The 20,807-nt window shown below is 37.8% G+C and carries 20 protein-coding genes; 4 read left to right on the forward strand and 16 right to left on the reverse strand.

Features of this window, described 5'->3' with window-relative positions; genetic code table 11:
* Positions 1 to 8: 8 nt before the first annotated feature.
* The 10 genes from BTO23_RS12940 to BTO23_RS12985 form a co-directional block, all read right to left on the reverse strand.
* A complete protein-coding gene (locus BTO23_RS12940) occupies positions 9 to 1,163 on the reverse strand; it encodes an efflux RND transporter periplasmic adaptor subunit (protein ID WP_105063719.1) in 1,155 nt (384 codons plus the stop codon).
* Between the two features lie 222 nt (positions 1,164 to 1,385).
* Positions 1,386 to 2,639, reverse strand: coding sequence for a BatD family protein (locus tag BTO23_RS12945; RefSeq protein WP_105063720.1), 1,254 nt, complete (start codon positions 2,637 to 2,639; stop codon positions 1,386 to 1,388).
* The gene (locus BTO23_RS12950) at positions 2,639 to 4,414 is read right to left on the reverse strand and encodes a vWA domain-containing protein (protein ID WP_105063721.1); all 1,776 of its coding nucleotides are present in this window, start codon (positions 4,412 to 4,414) and stop codon (positions 2,639 to 2,641) included. The genes BTO23_RS12945 and BTO23_RS12950 overlap by 1 nt, the downstream gene beginning before the upstream one ends.
* A complete protein-coding gene (locus BTO23_RS12955; protein ID WP_105063722.1) occupies positions 4,407 to 5,462 on the reverse strand; it encodes a vWA domain-containing protein in 1,056 nt (351 codons plus the stop codon). The genes BTO23_RS12950 and BTO23_RS12955 overlap by 8 nt, the downstream gene beginning before the upstream one ends.
* Positions 5,455 to 5,988, reverse strand: a complete 534-nt coding sequence (locus tag BTO23_RS12960) for a DUF4381 domain-containing protein (RefSeq protein ID WP_105063723.1) — start codon at positions 5,986 to 5,988, stop codon at positions 5,455 to 5,457. Before BTO23_RS12960 ends, BTO23_RS12955 begins: the two co-directional genes overlap by 8 nt.
* The gene (locus BTO23_RS12965) at positions 5,988 to 6,947 is read right to left on the reverse strand and encodes a DUF58 domain-containing protein (protein ID WP_061029675.1); all 960 of its coding nucleotides are present in this window, start codon (positions 6,945 to 6,947) and stop codon (positions 5,988 to 5,990) included. The genes BTO23_RS12960 and BTO23_RS12965 overlap by 1 nt, the downstream gene beginning before the upstream one ends.
* A 5-nt stretch (positions 6,948 to 6,952) precedes the next feature.
* Positions 6,953 to 7,933, reverse strand: a complete 981-nt coding sequence (locus tag BTO23_RS12970; protein ID WP_105063724.1) for an AAA family ATPase — start codon at positions 7,931 to 7,933, stop codon at positions 6,953 to 6,955.
* Positions 7,934 to 7,961: 28 nt separating this feature from the next.
* Positions 7,962 to 9,257, reverse strand: a complete 1,296-nt coding sequence (locus tag BTO23_RS12975) for an anaerobic sulfatase maturase (protein ID WP_105063725.1) — start codon at positions 9,255 to 9,257, stop codon at positions 7,962 to 7,964.
* 76 nt (positions 9,258 to 9,333) lie between these two features.
* On the reverse strand, positions 9,334 to 10,854 hold the full coding sequence (locus BTO23_RS12980) for an arylsulfatase (RefSeq protein ID WP_105063726.1): 1,521 nt from the start codon (positions 10,852 to 10,854) through the stop codon (positions 9,334 to 9,336).
* A gap of 49 nt (positions 10,855 to 10,903) precedes the next feature.
* Positions 10,904 to 11,665, reverse strand: coding sequence for a hypothetical protein (locus tag BTO23_RS12985; protein ID WP_105063727.1), 762 nt, complete (start codon positions 11,663 to 11,665; stop codon positions 10,904 to 10,906).
* Between the two features lie 182 nt (positions 11,666 to 11,847).
* Between BTO23_RS12985 and BTO23_RS12990 the strand changes: the two genes are divergently transcribed.
* Entirely contained in the window at positions 11,848 to 12,711 is an 864-nt protein-coding gene (locus BTO23_RS12990; protein ID WP_060992158.1) for a LysR family transcriptional regulator, read from the forward strand.
* A 44-nt stretch (positions 12,712 to 12,755) separates the two neighbouring features.
* Here BTO23_RS12990 and BTO23_RS12995 read toward each other — a convergent pair whose 3' ends face one another.
* The 3 genes from BTO23_RS12995 to BTO23_RS13005 all read right to left on the reverse strand — a co-directional run bounded on the left by BTO23_RS12995 (position 12,756) and on the right by BTO23_RS13005 (position 15,476).
* Entirely contained in the window at positions 12,756 to 13,979 is a 1,224-nt protein-coding gene (locus BTO23_RS12995; protein WP_060992159.1) for an HlyD family secretion protein, read from the reverse strand.
* Complete coding sequence (locus tag BTO23_RS13000; protein WP_061003632.1) at positions 13,972 to 14,340, reverse strand: MFS transporter; 369 nt, start codon at positions 14,338 to 14,340, stop codon at positions 13,972 to 13,974. Before BTO23_RS13000 ends, BTO23_RS12995 begins: the two co-directional genes overlap by 8 nt.
* 107 nt (positions 14,341 to 14,447) lie before the next feature.
* Positions 14,448 to 15,476 carry an AraC family transcriptional regulator gene (locus BTO23_RS13005; RefSeq protein ID WP_060992161.1) on the reverse strand — a complete coding sequence of 343 codons (1,029 nt, stop codon included), beginning with the start codon at positions 15,474 to 15,476 and terminating at the stop codon, positions 14,448 to 14,450.
* Positions 15,477 to 15,650: 174 nt separating this feature from the next.
* On the opposite strand from BTO23_RS13005, the gene BTO23_RS13010 reads away from it, so the two are divergent.
* Positions 15,651 to 16,118: a NanQ anomerase/TabA/YiaL family protein gene (locus BTO23_RS13010; protein WP_061003634.1), complete on the forward strand. Its 468-nt coding sequence runs from the start codon at positions 15,651 to 15,653 to the stop codon at positions 16,116 to 16,118.
* Positions 16,119 to 16,199: 81 nt separating this feature from the next.
* Here BTO23_RS13010 and bcsG read toward each other — a convergent pair whose 3' ends face one another.
* Genes bcsG through bcsE form a run of 3 tightly spaced genes read right to left on the reverse strand, consistent with a single transcriptional unit; the run spans position 16,200 to position 19,550 of the window.
* On the reverse strand, positions 16,200 to 17,825 hold the full coding sequence (gene bcsG / locus BTO23_RS13015) for a cellulose biosynthesis protein BcsG (protein ID WP_060992163.1): 1,626 nt from the start codon (positions 17,823 to 17,825) through the stop codon (positions 16,200 to 16,202).
* Positions 17,822 to 17,998 carry a hypothetical protein gene (locus BTO23_RS21355; RefSeq protein WP_170066741.1) on the reverse strand — a complete coding sequence of 59 codons (177 nt, stop codon included), beginning with the start codon at positions 17,996 to 17,998 and terminating at the stop codon, positions 17,822 to 17,824. The genes bcsG and BTO23_RS21355 overlap by 4 nt, the downstream gene beginning before the upstream one ends.
* 4 nt (positions 17,999 to 18,002) lie before the next feature.
* Positions 18,003 to 19,550 (reverse strand): cellulose biosynthesis protein BcsE, encoded by a 1,548-nt coding sequence (gene bcsE / locus BTO23_RS13020; protein WP_061029660.1) that lies wholly within the window; start codon positions 19,548 to 19,550, stop codon positions 18,003 to 18,005.
* Between the two features lie 271 nt (positions 19,551 to 19,821).
* On the opposite strand from bcsE, the gene BTO23_RS13025 reads away from it, so the two are divergent.
* Complete coding sequence (locus BTO23_RS13025) at positions 19,822 to 20,037, forward strand: hypothetical protein (RefSeq protein WP_060992165.1); 216 nt, start codon at positions 19,822 to 19,824, stop codon at positions 20,035 to 20,037.
* Positions 20,034 to 20,804, forward strand: coding sequence for a cellulose biosynthesis protein BcsQ (gene bcsQ / locus BTO23_RS13030; protein ID WP_105063728.1), 771 nt, complete (start codon positions 20,034 to 20,036; stop codon positions 20,802 to 20,804). Before BTO23_RS13025 ends, bcsQ begins: the two co-directional genes overlap by 4 nt.
* Positions 20,805 to 20,807 lie beyond the last annotated feature (3 nt).

Genomic DNA, 20,807 nt, shown 5'->3' on the forward strand with positions numbered 1-20,807 from the left:
ATTTTGCATTATTCTGCCGAAGGTAATTCTTCAACTTGTATGCCTGAACGGATTTTTTGTAGACCTTCAGTTACGATGCGGTCTCCTTCATTTAATCCTGAAATTACTGCTTTATTGGTACCATAAGCTTGGCCGAGAATGACGTATCGTTGTTCAATGATACTCGTATCATTAATTTGCATGACGTAGTCCCCAGCTTGATCTTGCTGAATGGAAGATTGAGGGATCAATAAACCATTAACCGTGCGTTCTTTTAAGCTAATTTTGATTTTCCCAAATTCTCCAGGCATCAACCCATAATCGGTATTATCAAAAATAGCTTGAACGTGGATAGATCCGGTAGAAGGGTCGATTTTATTGCCAACAGCAGAGATCTTTCCATTTTTAGCATAAAGAGAACCATCAGATAGCGTTAAGCGAATATCAAGATTAAGTTTCTTTTTCTTATTTCTTACAATGTCGATAGCATTACGAATACGACGATAAATCTTCTCATCGACATTAAAATCAAAGTTCATCACATCGACTTTTGTTAATGAAACCAAGCTGTTTTTCATTGTTGAACTTGGTGGCAATAAAGCCGTCACTTGCTCTCCAATTTTGTAGCGAGAAAATCCAAGACGACCGGAGAAAGGAGCGTAGATACGAGTGAATTCCAAATCGAGTTGAGCGGATTTTAAAGCTGCTTTTTTTTCTGAGATATCAGCTTTTGCTGATGTGTAATTAGCGATGGCTGAGTCATATTGCTGGGCACTAATGCTTTTATCTTTTATTAATTGTTCGGCGCGTTTTGCATTGCTAGATGTCATCTTTAAAGTCGCTTTGGCTTTTTCTAAAGAGGCTTCTGCAGAGTTAACGGTTGCATGAAACTGACGGGAATCAATTTCATACAAGAGTGCGCCTTTTTTTACAAAGTCACCATCGTTAAAATGAATGGCTTTAAGTTCTCCGCCAACGCGAGGAATAATTTCAACACTGCTTGCTGATGAAGTTCGGCCAATAAACTCCAAGTGTGGGGTAATCGGTTGTGATTGAATTACAAGTGACTTCACTTTAGGGAGTGAAGCGGTGACTGCTGTAGGTGCTTTCTCTTGATTACAGCCGCTTAGAAACACAGAACTAAGCAGGCCAATAATAAAAGAATTGGTTATTATTTTTTTCATGAGAACATCTCAGGTTGAATGAAAGATACATTTGGTTACATTTAAACCTTACAATTTACAATGTTATAAATAAGTTCAATTATTGAGTAGTGGGAGATAGCCCACGGGGATTTAATAACGTTTTTTTAGCTTTGATAATTCATTGATAAATATTTTTATATAATATTTATGTTTAATAATTTTCCTGTAAATCTGGAACTTAGCGATATTTCTGTTTTATAACTATTTCTTTATCTTGAACCATAATTGCCACAGTTTACGGGGAGGTAAGGTTGATTGTTGTAGTGTTTCACTATTTTTTAACCACTTTTTTTGATTATTTGTTTGGTATTTTTTCAGTTCAAGTAAATCTGTTTTATTAAATAATCGGCGGTAGAGATAAAGGCGTATTTGAGGGTATGAGTGGGATTTAATGGATTGTAAAAATACGAACCAATCAGGGTAAGGGTGTGATTTATAGTAGTGAGTGATCTTCTTAATGAAGTCAAAACAAGTGATGGTAATTAGAGTAATTAACACCAATATTTTCCAATATGCGATCAGCCATGATGATAGTGTGTGTTTAACTCGTATCGTTTTCCCTTCTAATATTAATTTTTCAGATTGTTGTGTCATGGTGTTCCAAAATGGAATCGTAATACTTGGCAAGGTGACTTCTCCACCAGTTTGTAGAACATAAGTTTCAGACTCTTTTTTCTGCGCGGTATGCTCACCTCTATTGTTGATGTCTTTGAGTTGAATTGGGTCGGTATAACGCAGAATAGCTTTATTTTGTATAGCAGGAAGGAGTGGTGGTAATAACATTGCTAGAGAATCGGGCACTTTTAATGTGATGGTTCGAGTTATTGCATCACCCACGGTTAATGTTGATGCTCCAATATCCACGTTAGTTTTTTGGGCTGTTGAAGCCTGCCAATCTTGGGTTAGTGCTGCTTCTGGTGCAATAATCCATTCATCTGGATGAGTCATTTTTGCCGTTGGGCGCTGAACTGAAAAGCGATGTTGGGAGGTAAATAATACGCCTTGCACACTTTTCCCTGTAGCTACCGAAACGGTAATTTTGATCCCGATAGATGGCACGATAAATTGCCCTGATTGCTGAGCAAAAAGAGGAATCTCCCAACGTTGATGAGACCAAGTTTGTTCACCTTCCATCTGGCTATAATTGGTTGCTTGTAAATTACGTTGTTGAGCAATAAGGTTTGGGATTGAAATGGTTTCAATTACGGTTCCATCAGTAAACCAACGAGGCGTCGCAATATCAATAGTCAGAATAACAGGTTGGTTAATAGCAATAACGGTTGGTCTTTTCTTATCTAAGTTTGTGCTTTCCGAGCTTAGCCAACTAGTAAGCGTAATTTTATTATTGTTTATCAATTCTTGCATTGTCGGTACTGGTTCTTCTTTGGCATAAAGAGAAAAACTGGTTACGAAAAGCATAAGTAAAAGTAAAAGAGATGCGTGTGCTCGGTGCATTATTCATTTCCTTTTTTAGAAAGCGTTTGTAAGTGGAATTTGTTTTGTAAAAAGTATTTAGGATCAGCTTCTACTCGACGTAACCACTTATCCGCTATTTTCTCATTAGCCAAGATTTGCTCCGCTGAGAGTGTTTGTTTCTTTATTTGTGATTGAAGAACTTGTTCATCGGCACCATCAGCGGTTTGAGGTTCGTTTTCTGGCAGTTCTTGCGATTGTTCAAGTTCACCTGTGTTGGCTTGGCTTTCACTTAAACGGTTAATCTCATCAATCATATTTTGTATCAGATTAAGGTTATGTTTAGCAGGCTTGTTGTTTGGATAGCGCTTCACAATGGAGCTAAGTAAATCCCGAGCAGCAATATACTCTCTCTGTCTGGCAAGTGAATTCGCGGTATTAAATAATAAAACCTCGATGTTCGAATCTTCTTTAGCCTCTTGGTGATTATTTGTTTGCTGGGTGTTTTCTAATGCAGTTTGAAGATCAGGGACCCCTGCCATAAATGCGGCATAAGCTTGTTGATATTCTGCCGCATAATAAAATGCGACGCCTTTATGCAATGGGTCTTGATAATGCTGTGCTGCTTTAGCGTAGTTATTTTTATTGAAATACCATTGACCTTGTTGGTCTGGGGTTAACCATAAATCCATCCACCATTGTGTGGTCTTTTCCCATAAGTTCAATGTTGTTACTTGTTGTGAAGGGCTGCTTGTAGATTTATTAGACACCATTTTTGCCATACTCATTGGTGAATAAAGACTAATACTGCTGACTAATACAAAAGCCATACACCATTGAACTAACCATCCGCGCCTAAACCATAACGACATTAACAACAGAACGGGAATGAGCAGATAATAACCAAGATCTTCCCACGGCATTACAGAGTCATTACTTAACTGCATATGACGTTTTATTTGATTATTTAGCCAAGTCACATCGCTGTTATCAATGCTCAATTGAGTGATTTTTCCATGGCTCAATCGACTTAACTCGTTAAGAGAGTCAATATTGAGGGGAAAATTACTTGGTCTATTGGTGTCACCTATCGCAAGAATGAGCAGTTGATTAAATGAATGAGTAAAATAGTCTTTGAACCCTTGATTATCTTTTGTTGTTACGCCATCGGTTATTAATATAACGGTGCCAGAAGTATTGGATTGGGAAGAAGATAATTCCTTCAATTGTTGCTTTATTAATGGCAGTGTTTTGTATGCGGATTTTCCTTCAATTGGCATTATTTCAGGACTTATCGCAGCAAGATAAGGCACAAAGACAGCAGAATCCTGCGTTAATGGCATCGCAAGGTGTGCTGTGCCTGAATAGACGATTAGGCCTGTTTTCCCGCCTTCTCGCAGGGTTAATAAATCCTGTATTTTTTGTTTTGCTCTTGATAAACGGCTTGGTGCAACATCTTTCTCAAGCATTGAAGTGCTAGCATCTAAAACAATCAATAAAGGCGCTTTATCTTCACCAAAGGGAGACGGTTCTTTTTGCCATGTAGGACCCGCACAAATAATAATAGTAAAGCTCATGACAACGGTTAATAGTTTTAGAGGTAGCTGTTTTTTCCAACCGTCATCACCGATTAATAATGCGTTTTGCAAATGTGGTGGCAGTTGATTCTGTCGGCTACTTAATGTGTCTTGTCGCCATTTTAGGTAAATAATTACAGCTAATGGCAACAATGACACTAGCCATAATGGGCGAATGAAATGAAATTGAGTGATTATTTGGCTGAGTAAAGGCCAACGGGTTAATTGCAGATCAAGCATGGCGATCCCCTTTGGATTGAACGTGAGTTTGCCATGTGCGTTTACACGATATAAATCCAAAGAAGAACAGGTGCAATAACAAGAGCAACATCATAGGATATTGATGAATACTTTGCTTTGGTCTGTAAGTTGTACTTTGATAAAGCTGAGGTTCTAATTTACCAATTTCACGGTATGCTTTAGTTAATTCATCTTTGTTCAGTGCCTGAAATGCCTGACCGCCAGATGCATTAGCAACAGTATTAATAGTATCCATATCAAGGGCTTGCTCTCCTATAGTTTGTGGGTCACCAACAGCTATCATATGAAGTCGAACGCCTTTTGCTTTTGCAACTTTTGCTGCATCAAGTGGAGGAACGTAACTGTCTGTATCATTGCCATCGGTGAGGATGATCGCGACTTTCTCACGAGGTGCGTTGTGTATAAGTTGTTGTGGGATATCACTGTCTTCAAAGCGCTTTATGGTTAAGCCAATCGCATCACCAAGGTGAGTACTTTGACCTGCCATTTCTACACGTGTTTGATTAAGTAAATCGAGCCAAACATCGTGATCGGCGGTAAATGGTGTTTGCAAAAAAGCAGCATCACCAAACAGAATTAAACCAAGGCGATCACCTTTACGAGTTTCTGCGAATTCAGTTAAAACTTCTTTCACGGCATCCAATCTGCTGATCTTTTTGCCATTTTTTGAAGTGAAGTCTTTTTCTGCCATTGAGCCTGATAAATCGACCACGACCATGACATCTCGTCCAATTTGCTCGCGTGTTTGAGGTGCACCTAATAGTGTTGGTTTGGTTAATGCGATTAGGATGAGTAACCATGAGAGAATTAATAGTCCTCGTTGCCATTTTGTTGGTGTTAAACGACTTGCTCCATCAGAGATTGGAATGTCGAGAGCATCAATCAATACCGGAAAGAAAGGGACTTTAATGGCTTGTTGTTTTGTTCTATAAGATGGTGCAATACGTGAAATCAATAAAGGGAGTGGTAATAGCCATAACCACATTGGATACACTAATTCGATATTAGAAAGTGAAACATTAATCATTATTTTTCACTCCATCATTATTTTGGGTGTCGTTAACCACTGAATGATGAGTAATCCAGCCTTTAAATTGATTAATTAGAACAAGAACTTGCTCAGGAACGAGAGTGCATTCCGCTTCTGGTTGCCAGATCTCGTTAAAAGCCCGCTTGGTTAATACGGAATGAAAATGAATGCAGTTATTGGTTTTTGTTGATATTAAGAACAGTAATAAGTCGTCTCCTGATTTTGAGGCATTCTTAGGGTCTAAATAAATAGCTACTGACTTTATTAAATGGAACAGTTCACATATTGCTTGATATGGTCGTTCGCTATTGATGACATCAAGCGCTTGAAGTGCTTGTCGACGATAACGGTTGGCGTGGTAGTGCTTTACTGCACGATAAATTAAAAATACGGTCAGTGCCGCTAATAAGAAAAAGAGTATTTTCCAGCCCATTGTTTGAGGTTGCCAAGAAATCGAATTTGGTACAGAAATATCAATGAGTCCTTTTAAAATATAAGAACTTGGGGGAGTATGAGTTGTCATTATTTACTTCTCAACAAGTGACAAAACTGAGCAATGTGAGTTCCAGAAGTGGAAACATCCATAAACGGTAACCCTTTCATCGCCATTAAATGACGTAAGGAGTCACAGCGTTTTTGGTTATGACTCTCAAGGCTTTGGCTTACTTTTACGAGGTCTCTTTTTTTGTCTAAATTGATTTGATGCGTCCCATTACTCAGTACCCATTTTGATGTTGAGCTGACATCTAATGATTTTTCCATCGGGTCACTGATTAAAATGCTTAATACATCATTATTTTTCTGAAGATGTTTCAGCAATAAGGTGTCTTTTTCATTCATGTTCATCCAATCACTAAAGATAATAATGACGCTATCTTTGAGTTTTCTTCGATTAAGCTCATGAAGAGCGTCAGATAAAGAAATAGGGTGGGGACTATTTGTTTTTGCGCTTAATTGCTGGTTAGCGAAAGCAAGCTGTTTGAGATAATGTAATACATCAGCCTGACTGCGTTTTGGTGACATCCATTGTGTATTGTCGTCTTTAATTAGAAACAGCCCCACACGGTCACTCTCTTTAATTACACGCCATGCACATAAGCTCGCAAGTTCTGCCGCAACAACGGATTTCATGGTATTAACGGAAGAGAAAAACATGGTTGAACGCTGATCAACACAAAGAATAATATTGTGATCTTTTTCTTCTGTGTAAGACCTTACATGAGGTTTACCTGTTCTTAAGGTGACCTTCCAATCGAGGTTGCGAATATCATCCCCAATGTGATAATGACGCAGTTCTTCAAAGTTTAACCCTCTACCACGATAGCCTGAGAGGTGACGACCAGAGAGTAAACGGCTGGTTTTTAAATGAGGAAATAACGAGAATCCATTGATATGAGCTTGCACTTTAACAAGCTGAGAGTGTTCGCAATGGATCCTAGGATCTATAGTTTGATTTGATGAGGTTTTTTTTATTAAATCCATCAGGATTAACCAATAGCAACGGTGTTTAAGAGTATTGCTACAATATCTTGTGTAGATATACCATCAGCCAGAGCATCATAGCTTAAGCTAATACGGTGGCCTAACACAGAATGAGCAACCGCTCTAATATCATCGGGAAGTACATGTTCTCTGTTTTCTAACCAAGCGTGGGCACGAGCACATTTGTCTAATGCGATAGAAGCTCGAGGGCTAGCACCAACGTCTATCCATTGTGATAATTGAGTATGTGGGTAACGCTCAGGGTGGCGAGTTGCCATAATTAAAGCGACGATATAGTTTTCTGCAATGTCAGAAACATGTATCAAAGGCAGCTCTTTTCGTCCTTCTAAAATAGCTCTTGGATCAATCGTTACGGTTTCTTTTTGTAATTTATTTACTTGCTCACTTTCTTCATAGCGAACTAAACGAATGATTTCTTTTTCGGCTTCATCATCGGGATAACTCACACTTACTTTCATCATAAAGCGGTCCATTTGTGCTTCTGGTAATGGGTAAGTTCCTTCTTGCTCTACTGGGTTTTGTGTTGCGAGTACCATAAAGAGTTCAGGCAAGGTATGGGTGGTATCACTGACTGTGATAGTGCCTTCTGCCATGGCTTCGAGTAATGCGGCTTGTACCTTTGCTGGAGCACGGTTTATTTCATCGGCCAAAACGATGCTGTTAAAAATAGGTCCTGCTTGAAAATGCAATTGAGGTTTGCCATTTATCTCTTGATAAACCTCAGTACCCGTTACATCAGAAGGCAGTAGATCTGGAGTGAATTGAATTCGACCAAACGACGCATTTAATGCATGTGCTAGCGTTTTAATTGAGCGTGTTTTTGCCGTTCCTGGTAAGCCTTCAAGTAGGACGTGACCATTGGTTAACAAACCGATAATCAGAGATTTAACGACATGAGGTTGGCCAACAACCGATTGGTTTACATGATTTATTAATTTGGCAACTGCATCTTGAGCTTTGTGCATAGTGACTCCAGAAGTATTCATATATTTATTAGTTAAGTGCGTCTTGCTGCTTTTTTAATAAAACAGATAATCCGGTAAGCATAGGGAGGCTTTCATCGAAGAAGGCGCGAATGCCACTGCACAAATAGTTCAATCCAAGTTCACCATCAGGAGATTTTATTAGTCGATTTTTAGGACACTCTCCCCAACATAAATTTAAGTATGGGCAGGCTTTGCAGTAAGCAGGAAGACTGTCTCTTTTCGCCATTCCAAAACCATGTTGTCGGATTGAAAAAGCAAGTTCGTTTAAGCCACGTTCGTTGACATTACCAAGTTTATATTCAGGGTATACGTAATGATCACAGCTAAACACATCACCATTGTGTTCCATTGCTAGGCCTTTACCGCAGAACTCGGCAGTCACACACAGTTGAGATTCTTTACCCATTACCTGAGCAACTGCGGTTTCAAATAAGTTAACTAACACACGACCTAAATCATTATTAACCCACTCCACAAATACGGTATTTAAAAAGTAGCCCCAGTCATCCGGATCGACAGACCAATCAGTGACGATTGACATTGGGTGTCCGGGTTTAGTCAAATCACTGCCTTTTTCTGGTGTCATTGATTCGTTCCAAAACTGAGGAGCAGTAGTGGCAAAATCTTTGGCTTCAACACAAGGTGTGAACTGAATGTAAGTAGCACCAAGCTCTTTTGTTAAGAATCGATAAACTTCGAGTGGGTGTTTTACGTTATGGCGGTTAACGACAACAAGGGCATTAAAAGGGATTTGATAATCTTGCAGGCGCTCAACCGCCGCCATTACTAAATGAAAAGTAGGTTTACCACTTCGAGTCACACGATACTTATCGTGCAACTCTCTTGGTCCATCAATTGATAAACCAACTAGAAATCCGTTATCTTTTAAAAATTGGCACCATTCGTCATTCAATAAAATGCCATTGGTTTGTAAATCGTTTTCAATTTTTACGCCTTTAGGGCAGTGCTTTTGTTGCAGTTGAACGACTTTTCTGAAGTAATCGACACCTAATAAGGTTGGTTCTCCTCCTTGCCATGAGAAGACAATCTCATTGCTGTCTTGACTCTCAATATAACTCTTTATAAAGGCTTCTAAGGTCGCGTTATCCATTACGGGTTGTTTTGGTTGGTGAAGCAACTCATCCTTATGAAGATAAAAGCAATATTGGCAATCAAGGTTACATTTTGAACCGCCGGGTTTAGACATTACGTGAAATCGACGTTGATAGTCTGTGTTTTTTGTTGCTGTTTTTAATGGAACAACGTCTAAGAACGTTGAATTTTTTACAGAAGAATAAGACATAGAATCACTTATATATTAAAAAGAGAGTGGCTCTGAAATGAGCCACTGCACATTACAAATCATTAATTAAAAATGATTAATCTTCTTTTGGAACAAAACTACCGGCTTTCATGCGAGGCGGGAATTTTTCAAAAGACTTATAGATCTTGGCTGCTTCACGTTTCGCTATTGCTAAAACATAAGAGCGGTCATACATCCATTTGTCATAACCCATACCGCCGTCACCACGTTCTAGTGGATCGACTTTTAAGTCAAAGATCAGCGGTACGCGAAGTTTTGTAAATGGATATCTCCATACATCTAGTCCTGTTTCATGTTCTTGGATCATGAAGTGGAACTTCCAACGATCATAACGAATAGCTAATAGGTCACCATCATCACTCCAATAAGCAAACTCTTTACGAGCACTTTCATCTGTTTTACCAGTGATCATTGGTAGTTGGTTATAGCCATCTAGATGAACGTTGTATTTTTTTCCTTGGATACGTTCGCCCTTTAGAAGGTCTTGTTTAACGTGATTATTACCGGCTGCTGCAAGCAGTGTTGGCATCCAATCTTCTAGAGACATCATGCCATTAATGTTTTTGCCTTTAGGGATATGGTTTGGCCATTTAACCATTGCTGGTACACGGAAGCCGCCTTCCCAACCTGTATTTTTCTCACTACGGAATGGCGTCATTGCAGCATCCGGCCATGTTGCTATCATTGGGCCATTATCGGTGGTGTAAATAACAATCGTGTTATCTTCAATACCAAGGTCTTTGATTTGTTTTAGTACTTGGCCAACTTGTTCATCGTGTTGAACCATACCATCTGCATAATCGCCTAAACCCGTTTTGCCACGAGCTTTTCCATCAATATGAGTATTGTTATGCATGCGAGTGGTGTTAATCCAAGTAAAGAACGGTTTATCTGCTTTTACTTGTTTTTCAATAAAGGTTGAAGCGACACCTAATACTTCAGTATCGATTGTTTCCATACGTTTTTTAGTTAATGGGCCCGTATCTTCAATCTTGCCGTCAGCCGAAGATTTAATAACACCACGAGGACCATATTGTTTACGGAATTCAGGATCTTTAGGGTAATCGACATTTTCTGGTTCTTCTTCAGCATTTAGGTGATATAAATTACCGAAGAACTCATCAAAACCATGATTTGTAGGAAGCATATCATCACGATCGCCTAAGTGATTTTTACCAAATTGCCCCGTTGCATAACCAAGATCTTTTAATAATGTAGCGATAGTTGGATCTTTTTCACTAATGCCTTCCGGTGCACCAGGCATACCAACTTTTGATAGGCCTGTTCGTTTTGGCATTTGACCTGTGATGAAGGCAGAACGACCTGCTGTTGAACTTTGTTGTGCATAGAAGTTAGTAAACTTCACACCGTCTTTTGCAATACTATCGATATTTGGTGTTGAGTATCCCAACATATCTTGGTTGTAAGCACTGATGTTCCAGTAACCCACGTCATCACCAAAAATAACGACGATGTTAGGTTTATCTGCCGCATGAGCGACCGCTGATGCAGCACCAAGAGCAAGTGTGCACGCGTTAAGTGCGAACTTCTTGGCGTTAATTTTTTTTACGTTCATAAAATCTCCATAAAATGTAGAGTACGTTTAATTAAAAATGGTATTGCGATTAAAATTGGTAGTTGTATTCGATGCGATGATCGCCTTTGGATATGTCGGTATATTCATTCCAATTAGCAAAGTAACGAATGTTTGATCTCGCATTGATTTGATAAGAAATAGCGAATTCATGGGTTAAAATATCGCTATTGCCTTCACCATAAGCGTCTTCTTTATAGGTATCTGATCCAGAAAGTGCTGACATGTACATAGGGTTGTAGTTAATCCAGATTTTGTCTGTTAGCTGCGCTTTCGCGTACATACCAACAAGAGCAAAAGTCCCCGGAATGCTATAGCCAGTTACACCGTTTTGATCGTTTTGGACTGTAATTCCTGCGCCAGCAAGTGGGAAGAAACTGAACATTCCGAGTTGTGGTAAAGCTTGTATGATGCTGTAAGAACTAGAGAGAGTTTCCGTCTCAATGTCATAAGACATATCAATTTGATGCCCACTGCCACTCTTCATGTTTGCGCTAAAGTTACGAAAACGGAATGAGTCGATAGAGTCATCAACCGATGGATAGTGGTCGGGGTCTCTAAGGTTTAGCAGCTCTCCGCCTATGCCTTTTATTTCAATGATATTCATTGCTGCTGTGTCAGCATTACCTGTGTCATAGGTTTGACCTACTTTAAGGTTGATGCCTTTGTCTGTGATCCCCAAACCGGCTTGGGTATAAACCGCTAGAGGATCTGACATATCTTGTGGTGTTTCTTCAGCAATACATGACAATGAAAATAGAGGAAGCGAAATCAGTAAAAGTGTTTTTTTCATTATTTGCTCTTTTATTTATCTTAATGAGTTAACGCACAGTATTGTTATTGAGTAAGTGCGCAGTAAATATACCAGTGGTAAAGTATCGATAAATAAGGTCAACTTATGCTGTTACCAAAATTCAATTTATGAATGGTGTTGATTTTGGTGCTTATTAGCCCTAAGTGAGTATTAATAAAGTAATGGATTTAAATTTAGTTCGTACATTTATGGCGGTATACCAATGCCAGTCGTACACCAAGGCATCAGAGTTATTGGAATTAACCCAACCTGCTGTGAGCGCAGCGATTAGGCGTCTTGAAACTGAGATTGATAAGCAATTATTTATCAAAAAAGGACGGGGAATAGAGGCGACGTCTAAAGCGCATGCTTTAGCGAACAAATTTCAGTTTGCTTTGGATACGATTAATGATGCGGTGAATGAGAAAAATACATTATCAGTTTATTGTGCGGAAATTATTCTTCATGCATTAGTAGGAATGGAACAAATCGATTTCTCCGAATCACCTCGAAGCCAATCGATGATGTTTGAACACCTTAGAGAACAAAAAGTAGATCTGGTACTAGACGTTGTTACGATAAAAGATTCTGCGTTCATTATTGAAGATGTATACACCGAACCCTTAGTTGTTGTTTGTGCAAAAGATCATCCTCGAATTCAAGAACAGTTAACGAAAGAAGATTATTATCGTGAATCACATGTGATTTACTCAGGACGTTGGCAGGGGCTTAATGGATTTGAACAAATTGCGCAAGAGCCAGTAAAAGAGCGGAAAATAGCACTTAGTGTTTCTTCATTATCAAGCGTAATAATGTTCGTTTCTCATGGTGAATCGCTAGGATTGGTTTCTCAATCATTTGCAAAACGTTGGCAACAGCAGTTAGATTTAGCGATTTATCCTTGTCCTGTAAATTTGCATTTGGCTAACTATAAATTTATTTATCATAAGCGCTATATTAATGATCCTCAGCACAAGAAAGTGAGGCAGCAAATTATGGATAGGTTGGGGAATAAAAAATCATTTGCAGATTGGATGGATATATAAAAAACCTGCAGCTGGGAGAGTAGCTGCAGGGTAAATTGGTATGCTTACAAAGAGTAAAAGAAGTAAATTTGCGATTTCATTCGAATGATAATACCGCGGATTACATCTAGAAATGCCATGAAGCCAATTGGTTTTTCACCAGAGATCCACGCTAAACCAACAGATCCAACAGGAATATCATAACCTTGATCTTCTTGCAGTTTTAAACGGACAAAGTGGTGTTTGTTATTAACGTTTAATCCTGTTGTTTGACGTACATTAGTTTCTCGACCAAGTAAATTAGCTTGAGCTTCACCAGTTGCTTCCACAATGCCTTCAACCTCGGCAATAAAGACTTTTCCCGGATAAACAGCACTTGAAAACTCCGCAGGGCGACCCACTTTAACGTTACGTATTGCTTGATGATTAACTCGCATTAGTACGTATTTTTCGTTGGTGTACATTTGCATACGAGGTACGGTCCCGACATATTGCCCTTCACGAAGAATAAAGTTAGTGACATAGCCATCTGCTGGTGCATAAACCTTGGTATTATCTAAATTCCACTGTGCTTGAGTTACGTTTTCTTGTGCGCTTGCTAGCTCACTTTCTTTTGCCTTTACGCCTAACTTGGCATTGTCTAAATCTAAAAGAGCTTTTTCATTAGCGAGTTTGGCTTTGTCTAGTTGAGCAACAGCACTGGCTACATCAATTTTACCAATAGAGACCAATGTACCTTGTTCATCAAGTGCACTTTGCGTAATGGTATTTTTGACTTTTCGGTTTTGATCTACGTAGCGTTTTAGAGTGATCTGTTTGTATTTTAAATCTTGTGTTTTAGCTTCGATTTGTTTTTGGCTTACCACAATATCACTTTCAGATGCGGTAATCGCTTGCTGTGCCAGTTTCACATTTTGCTTAGCGACTTCAAGAGCAACTTCGCTGGCTTCTTGTGATACATCAGCCTTTTTTAGCGCAATTTGATATAACTCATCATCAATCTCATACACTAGTTGTCCTTTCGTTACTTCTTGGTTCGGCTTTATATGAATGGCTTTCACTGTACCTTTAATTTGGGTACTTGCAGGACGAAGTTGAATATGTGGTGATTGAACAACAGAACCACCAGATAAATCCATAGGGGTGTAATTTAATAAACCCGCCCATACAAACAACAACCAAGAGCCGCCACCAATGTAAGCAAAACCTTGCGTGAACTTATTCCAAGGCATGCCTACCATTCGGAGTAGGTAAATAAATAAAGCCCATACCGCTAATCCCTCAAGCATTATGCTTCTCCTCTTGAGTTGATTTTGAGTGTGTTGTTTCAGCCATTATTGGCGTTTGTTCTTGTGAATGAGGTTGATGCCAAATATCTCTGATTTTGATTAATGCTTTCTCTGCATCCACAAAAGCACAAATGACCGCCAATACCCAAACCCAATGCCAGACAAATCCTATCCACGTGAGGGCAGTAATTAATCCAATTTGTTGGTGTTGTTTACTGTGTGCTTTGTTAATTGGTAATTCATGCAATTTCCAGAAACCATAAGCAAGCGCAATAATACTTCCGAGCATAACAACGCTTGCAACAACATGTAGCCCTAGATCCTGACCTGATCCAACAAAGGGCATACTGACTAAACTCATAAATGATTAACCTTCGAAAATAATGAAGGTTAAGCATGAGGTCTAATAGAGTATTGAGTCGATATTATAGGTTTGTTTATATCTATATTTAGTTTATTTTGATGTATTTAAATGTTTTTGTTTGGGGTGATTAATGTGTTTCTGTATTGAATAGGGGTCACACCATACATTCGTTTGAAAGCGACAGAAAAAGACGCTGTATTTTTATAACCAACCCGTTGGGCAATGTGTTGCATTGATAAGTCACTACTCATTAAGGCGATGGCTTCATCACAAATACTGTGGTGAACTATATCTGTAAATGAAATACTTTGATCTTGTAAGCGACGTTGCAAGGTTAATGGACGCATGCCCATTTTTTCAGCGACGAATTCAAGTGTAGGGTAACCAAAAAAAAGCGAGTATTTAGTTAACTCAAATACGATTTTTAAAATATCTTGGGGAAGGGGAATGAGCATATAACTCATGGCTTGTTCAACGGTAAATGCTTTTACTTGCGGGGTTGGTAGATTAAATTGTCTTGGGCAAGTAATGTCTTTTACGGGAAACCAAACTTGAGTGTTTGGGCTATTCCATACAATTGGACAGTTAAAAATGGCTTCTATTTCACCTAATGCGCCAAGAGGCCTTCCCGCTAAATGGATTGCTATCGGTTGATAATCATCCCCATGAAACAATTGAAGTAAACGTAAGAAAGATCCAGCGGCTAATATACTTTCATGAATACGAGCTTGAGGGATTAATGTTGGTGTGAGTATTCGCCACTTTGCTATCGAACCACTTAATAGCATATTAATTTGTACGCCTGATTGCAGTGCATTATGTACCGTATTCATGCGTTTTATTGCCATCCCTAAATTGGTAGAGCTTGCAAGCAGTTGTACAAAAGGACCAAATAATTTCAAGCTAGCTGATTGAGTTAGTTTTGCGGTATAGGTTGGGTCTTGAGTTAGGTGCTCAATCTTACAAAGTAGAGATTCTAGATCTCTTAATGGCATCAGTTTTAATTGATAGTCTAGTAAATGCGGTGGGATATTAAAATCAGAATGAGTTAAGCCATAATGCTTCATAGCATGATCAATCAGTACTTTTGCGATATGAACGCGAACAAGATAAGTTGCACTGAGCTTTGCCATGAATTTCCTTAAAAGACGACTTTGATAATGAAGGGAGATTATATCGAACCTTATTGTAATTTATACTTATCTTGTTCTTTGTGTGCTGGATTAATGAAGAAAGATAAGAAAAATCAATTTATCATGCTACTATTTTCAATTACATATTGTGTGGGTATTTATTAAGAGGTCATCGTGTTTAAAGGCAAATGGAGTGACGATATTCAAGGGGCTGCATTACACCCTGTTATCATTGAGATTATTCAAAAAGTAAAAGAACAAACAATAGAAAATACAGAAATAGGCAACTACCCATTACCTGATGAGTCAGTCTATTTTATTGTTAATGATAAAACTGAGCTGAAAGAAAATCGTCGTTCAGAGATTCACCATAAGTACCTTGATGTGCAGTTGATTTTGGAAGGATCTGAGACGTTTGGTTACAGTGAATATCCATTGCTATCGATTGAAGATGATTACCTTGAAAAGAAAGATATCGCATTCAGTAACGATGTCCAAGATGAGCAGTTTGTAACGTTAGAGGCAGGAGAGTTTATTATCTTTAATCCTAAGCAACCACATCGCCCTCTAGTTGCTGTTAACGATAAGCCAGCAGCAGTGAAGAAGCTGATTATTAAAGTAAATAGTGCGTTATTGGTGTGATCGCTATTTAACGAAACATTAGAAATAAAAGCCCATATTAGCAGTAAATAATACTGTTCATATGGGCTTTTTTATTGCGTGTTATTTTGTAGGGTATTCAGACCATGTGGAGCCATCAAGAGACACGTAAGGCTTGTTGTTGTATTTCATTACTGTGGTTCCTGAGTTTTGAGCGACCATTTTTGTTTTTGGTAGTCCTTGAGTTAAGGTTTTTGGATCAAACGTGGTCTTGCTGTAAATATCTTGCTCTAAAATTCGACTCACAAGTGTTGATACGGCTAAATAACTTGATGCTGCATTAATATGAACCGTATCTCCTGTGCGACTAATATTCTCGCCAAAGATCTTCATACCAACTGGGGTGTGTACAATGGTAGATGATGGAATTTCACGCATGCCTGCAATTTGCATTTTATCGCCACGCATACCTGCGCCATGTTCCGGAACAAGCATAACCACAACATTACGTTTTGAGGCTTTAAGCGTTTGGAAGAAGCCATATAGATCATCTAATAGATTTTTCAATCTAAGCTTATAGCTCACTAAACCTACTTTTCCACTGGCTTTAATAATGCGATTACCATCATGTAATGAAATCGTATTATAGAGCGCGACGGTAGGGCCATCTTGTGATTTCTCTCGGTTCCCTAACCAGCGAGTAAGGACATCTTTGTCTCGGTATATTGGTGAGCCGTCAAAGGCTGATTGATATTGCTCTAATCCTGCTTGAGACATTAACGGTGCTTGTAAATCGCCATCTTCTTTAAGTAAACCTAAGAAGTCATCAAATTTACCGTCGTGATTTAATAATAGATTCTCTTGGAAACCAAGTTTAGCTAGGTTATCAAATAAGAAACACTGTTTAGATGATGGTGCTGAAAATAATTCTTGGTGTGTTTCTTGTCCACAACTTGCTCTTAATAATCGAATAACCGCAGGCCCACTGTAAGAGGTTGCAGCACTGAAGTTATCGAACATGACATCAAACTCTTTAAATAGAGGGTGATTTTCTAAGCCTGCGATCTCAATATCGTCCCATGCCACAGAGCAAATACTTAAGAACAGGAGGTCAAATTTAGCTGATGGTGCGGCAGTAGGGAAGCTGACTTTACGTTGTGCTTCATTCCTAAAGAATAGATCTCTGGCTTGATTAAGTACGGCATCGTTTACTGGGCCGCTTTCGTCGACTGATGACGCAGAAGGCGCTGTGGTTTGAGTAATGATTGGCTGCTGAGCAATAACAGAGCCTTCTGGCTGAGAGTTAAATACTCCTTGAGGAAGGCTGATATAAACCAGAGTAAGTATAACAAAAACAGAAATACGGAATACTTGATTTAAAAAGTAATAGGCAAAAATTAACACAAACAAACCAAGAAGAGCTTGAGGAGAAATAAAGCGTCCCATTAGCTCAATAAGATAACTGAGGTTAAATTGTAATAACTGTCCTATTTGGCTCCATAAACGATCTAGAGGTGGTAGAAAAGAGTCAAAATGCATCAGCCATAATCCAAGAGGTATTGCAATACATTGTCGTATGGTTTTGAGCGATTTTGGTTTTAATGGCAGTAGTAAAAAAGCCACAAAAGCAAAGTTCTCAAGCGGATGAAAACTAATAATACCTTGTGTAAATAGGCCTATCTTAATGATGAAATAAATATTCCACCAACCAAGCCCGTAAAGAGGTTGCTGTAGTGTGTTTGTCTTCATTTCTCTACATTTCCATTATCTTCAAAATTGTATTTAACTAAGTGTTTTGGCTTACGAATATAGGCGTTATAAAAGCCTCGTATAGCAGCTGAAATATCTCGTAAAAAATAACCAATAATAATCCCTGAAAACCCACTGAATAAGACGGTTAGGATAAAATCTTCAATATTCATAATGCTAAAAGTCCAATGGTTTATGTCTTGCGAGAATAATAGGTTTAGATGAACCATCAGAAGAATGAGTGTTGCTTTCTTCTTGGGTTAATTCATTCTCAATGATGACGCTATGTTGTGTAATATTTGGCAGTTCTTGTTCTACTCTTCCTAGTGTTGTAAAGTTTGTTTGACTAGAAAAAATATCTCTAATTGGTAATGTGAAAATATTATGTAGTGCTACTGGAAGGTCTGTCATACGAACGCCTTGTAGGAATAAGTAAATGGCACCCTTACATACTGTCATAACATCCCCTTCTCTTTGAATATTACACATATTTAGATAGGCCTCAGGAGTAATGTTAGGGATAAGTTCTAACTTTATTAGGGCGAATTCCGTATGTGATATATCTAAATGTTTTAGTAATTTATTGGTATAATCAATAAAACGTTCATTGGTGGTGTAACCCTTTATTTCCGTCGTATGTAAGCGAAAATTAAGTAATTCTTCTGTGGAACTAGGCAATGCTCGGGTGAGTATTTGGCCACGTAAGATCTCAATAGAACTAAGCATGCTTGAGAAGCGAGTTCCAAAATGAATGATCAGGTTGATGCCTGATTGCAGTAGGTACATCTCATCGGAATAACGTAAACAAGGCTGCATTTCTCTAACAATGATTTTAATATGGCGCCCAAAGGCTTTCCGTAATCTGTATATGCTGACCCCTAATAGCTGTACTTCATTTTGCGTCGAACAGCTAAATACTATTGTTGCTCGGGATATTGTTGTGAGGCTGTTTTCTAAGCTCTTATTGTCTGAAGAGCAGACCATGGCATCTGAAATCTTCTGATTATTTTCAATTGCTGTTTTTGAAATATAGGTTGTACTTTCATCATCGACATTTAAGAGGGAAGCGATTTGAGCATCGTCTACTTTTGATTGTAATGTGAGTGAGTGATCGTCATTAAGAGTAAGATAGGTCTCACTCTCACCTCGCATGCCAGTATTCAGCCCCCAATAATAAATATGATATAAGTAGGTTTTTTTATCTATGCTTTGTAGGCTTGAATAACCGACACATAAGTTAGGATGTTGGCTGAGCATTTTTTTTATTAAATGTATATCCCTGCCATATATCAATAAATTTATAGTGAGTGTTTTGTCAATAGATAGTTTCTTAAGATTTTCAATGAACGTTATTTCATTTTGAGGTGAGCTTGCGGTAAATATATTATCTGGAATAACAATAATTATTGATGTGTTATCTTTAATCTGAGTCTTATTTATATCATTAGATAAATGTTTAAGTGAATTGCATGCATCATTATTATTAAAAAATATGTTTGGGCAATAAGCATTTAAGCTATGCTTTAATGTAGATACATTTGATTTATTTAATGACCTTGTGAATGTATCTAGTGTTGTTGAGCATATAAATGTATTTACAGTCTCTTCTTTTACCAATTTAGATACATGATTTATGATCGGTGTTTTAGTGCTAAATGTTGTTATATAAACACTTGATTTTAATTTTTTGCTTTTATTTTCAAGTGGATGTGTGTCTTTTAGCATGTTTTTCACTCTGCTTATATTATGGTTTGGTATATGTTTTAAGTTATTTTTTATAACAAATTAAATACAATATTGTATTCTTGTTAGCTTACTTTAAAAGTTAGTTTATATATTTTTTCCAAGTGTGCATTTAATATATAAATCATTATATATATATTTATATCCTAATATCATTAGTGAGACATTTACTGAGTATTATATTCGTATACATATGTAATAGAATATATTCCTATTTGAAATCTATTGCATTACTCATTAAAGGTACTACTTTATGGCTAGAGAAATTAGTCAGGATATAACGGTTTTGTTTTCTGCTTTTGATATAAAAGAGCGTTCATACAATGAGTTAAGTGAAGTTGAACGTTATAATAAAATAAAAAAATCATGGAATGCATTAGAGCTATTATCTAAAAGTAGAACGAATGAAAGTAACGCCTTAAATAAATCTTGTAATCATTTTGTTAATAAAAAAGAACCTGCACTATGAAAAGAATAATCATAACGGGTTTACGCGGTGGTGTGGGAGCAACAACTATCGCTGCAAATTTAATTCAAGCATTAGTGCAACTTGAAGAAAGTGTTCATGCTATTGATACTCGCTCCGAAAATCTCATGAGTTTGCATTTCGCATTAGATTTTTCAGTTAAAGATGGTTGGTCTAAACGCTTGTTATCTGGAGAGTCATGGAAAAAAGCAGCTTATATAAGTAACCATAATCTGTCTTTTGTGCCTTATGGATTATTAACAGTAGATGAACTTAAAACGATTAAACAAGAGGTGTCTTCTTTGTCTCATGGTTTATTGAATGTATTTCCAAGTCAGCCAGAAATAGAGAATGAATGGCAATTGATGTTATTACCGAGTGTGAATGAACTTGATGATATCCATACGGCATTGCTTGATAGCGCAGATATGGTTTTATGTGTGATTAACGCAGATATTCAAAATTATACTTATTCTCAACAAAATGCCTCTTTTTATTGCTTTAATCAGCGTCATCATCCTTATTTTATTATTAATGGGTATCAACCCCTAAGTGAAAATAGTGTTGATCTTTCCTTGGTCTTTAAACAAGAGTTAGCTGAGCAATGCTTACCTATGCTATTGCATCATGATACATCCGTTCCAGATGCTTGTTCGCAATTAAGTAACGTCGTTAAATACGCACCGCATAGTCAAATTTCTAAAGGAATAAATGAACTTGCGTTTTGGCTTTTAGCCCATTTTGCTGCGAAAACGATGGAAGGTATATAACAC

Origin of the sequence: Aliivibrio sifiae (assembly GCF_002954715.1) — a bacterium.
GTDB classification, from domain to species: domain Bacteria; phylum Pseudomonadota; class Gammaproteobacteria; order Enterobacterales; family Vibrionaceae; genus Aliivibrio; species Aliivibrio sifiae.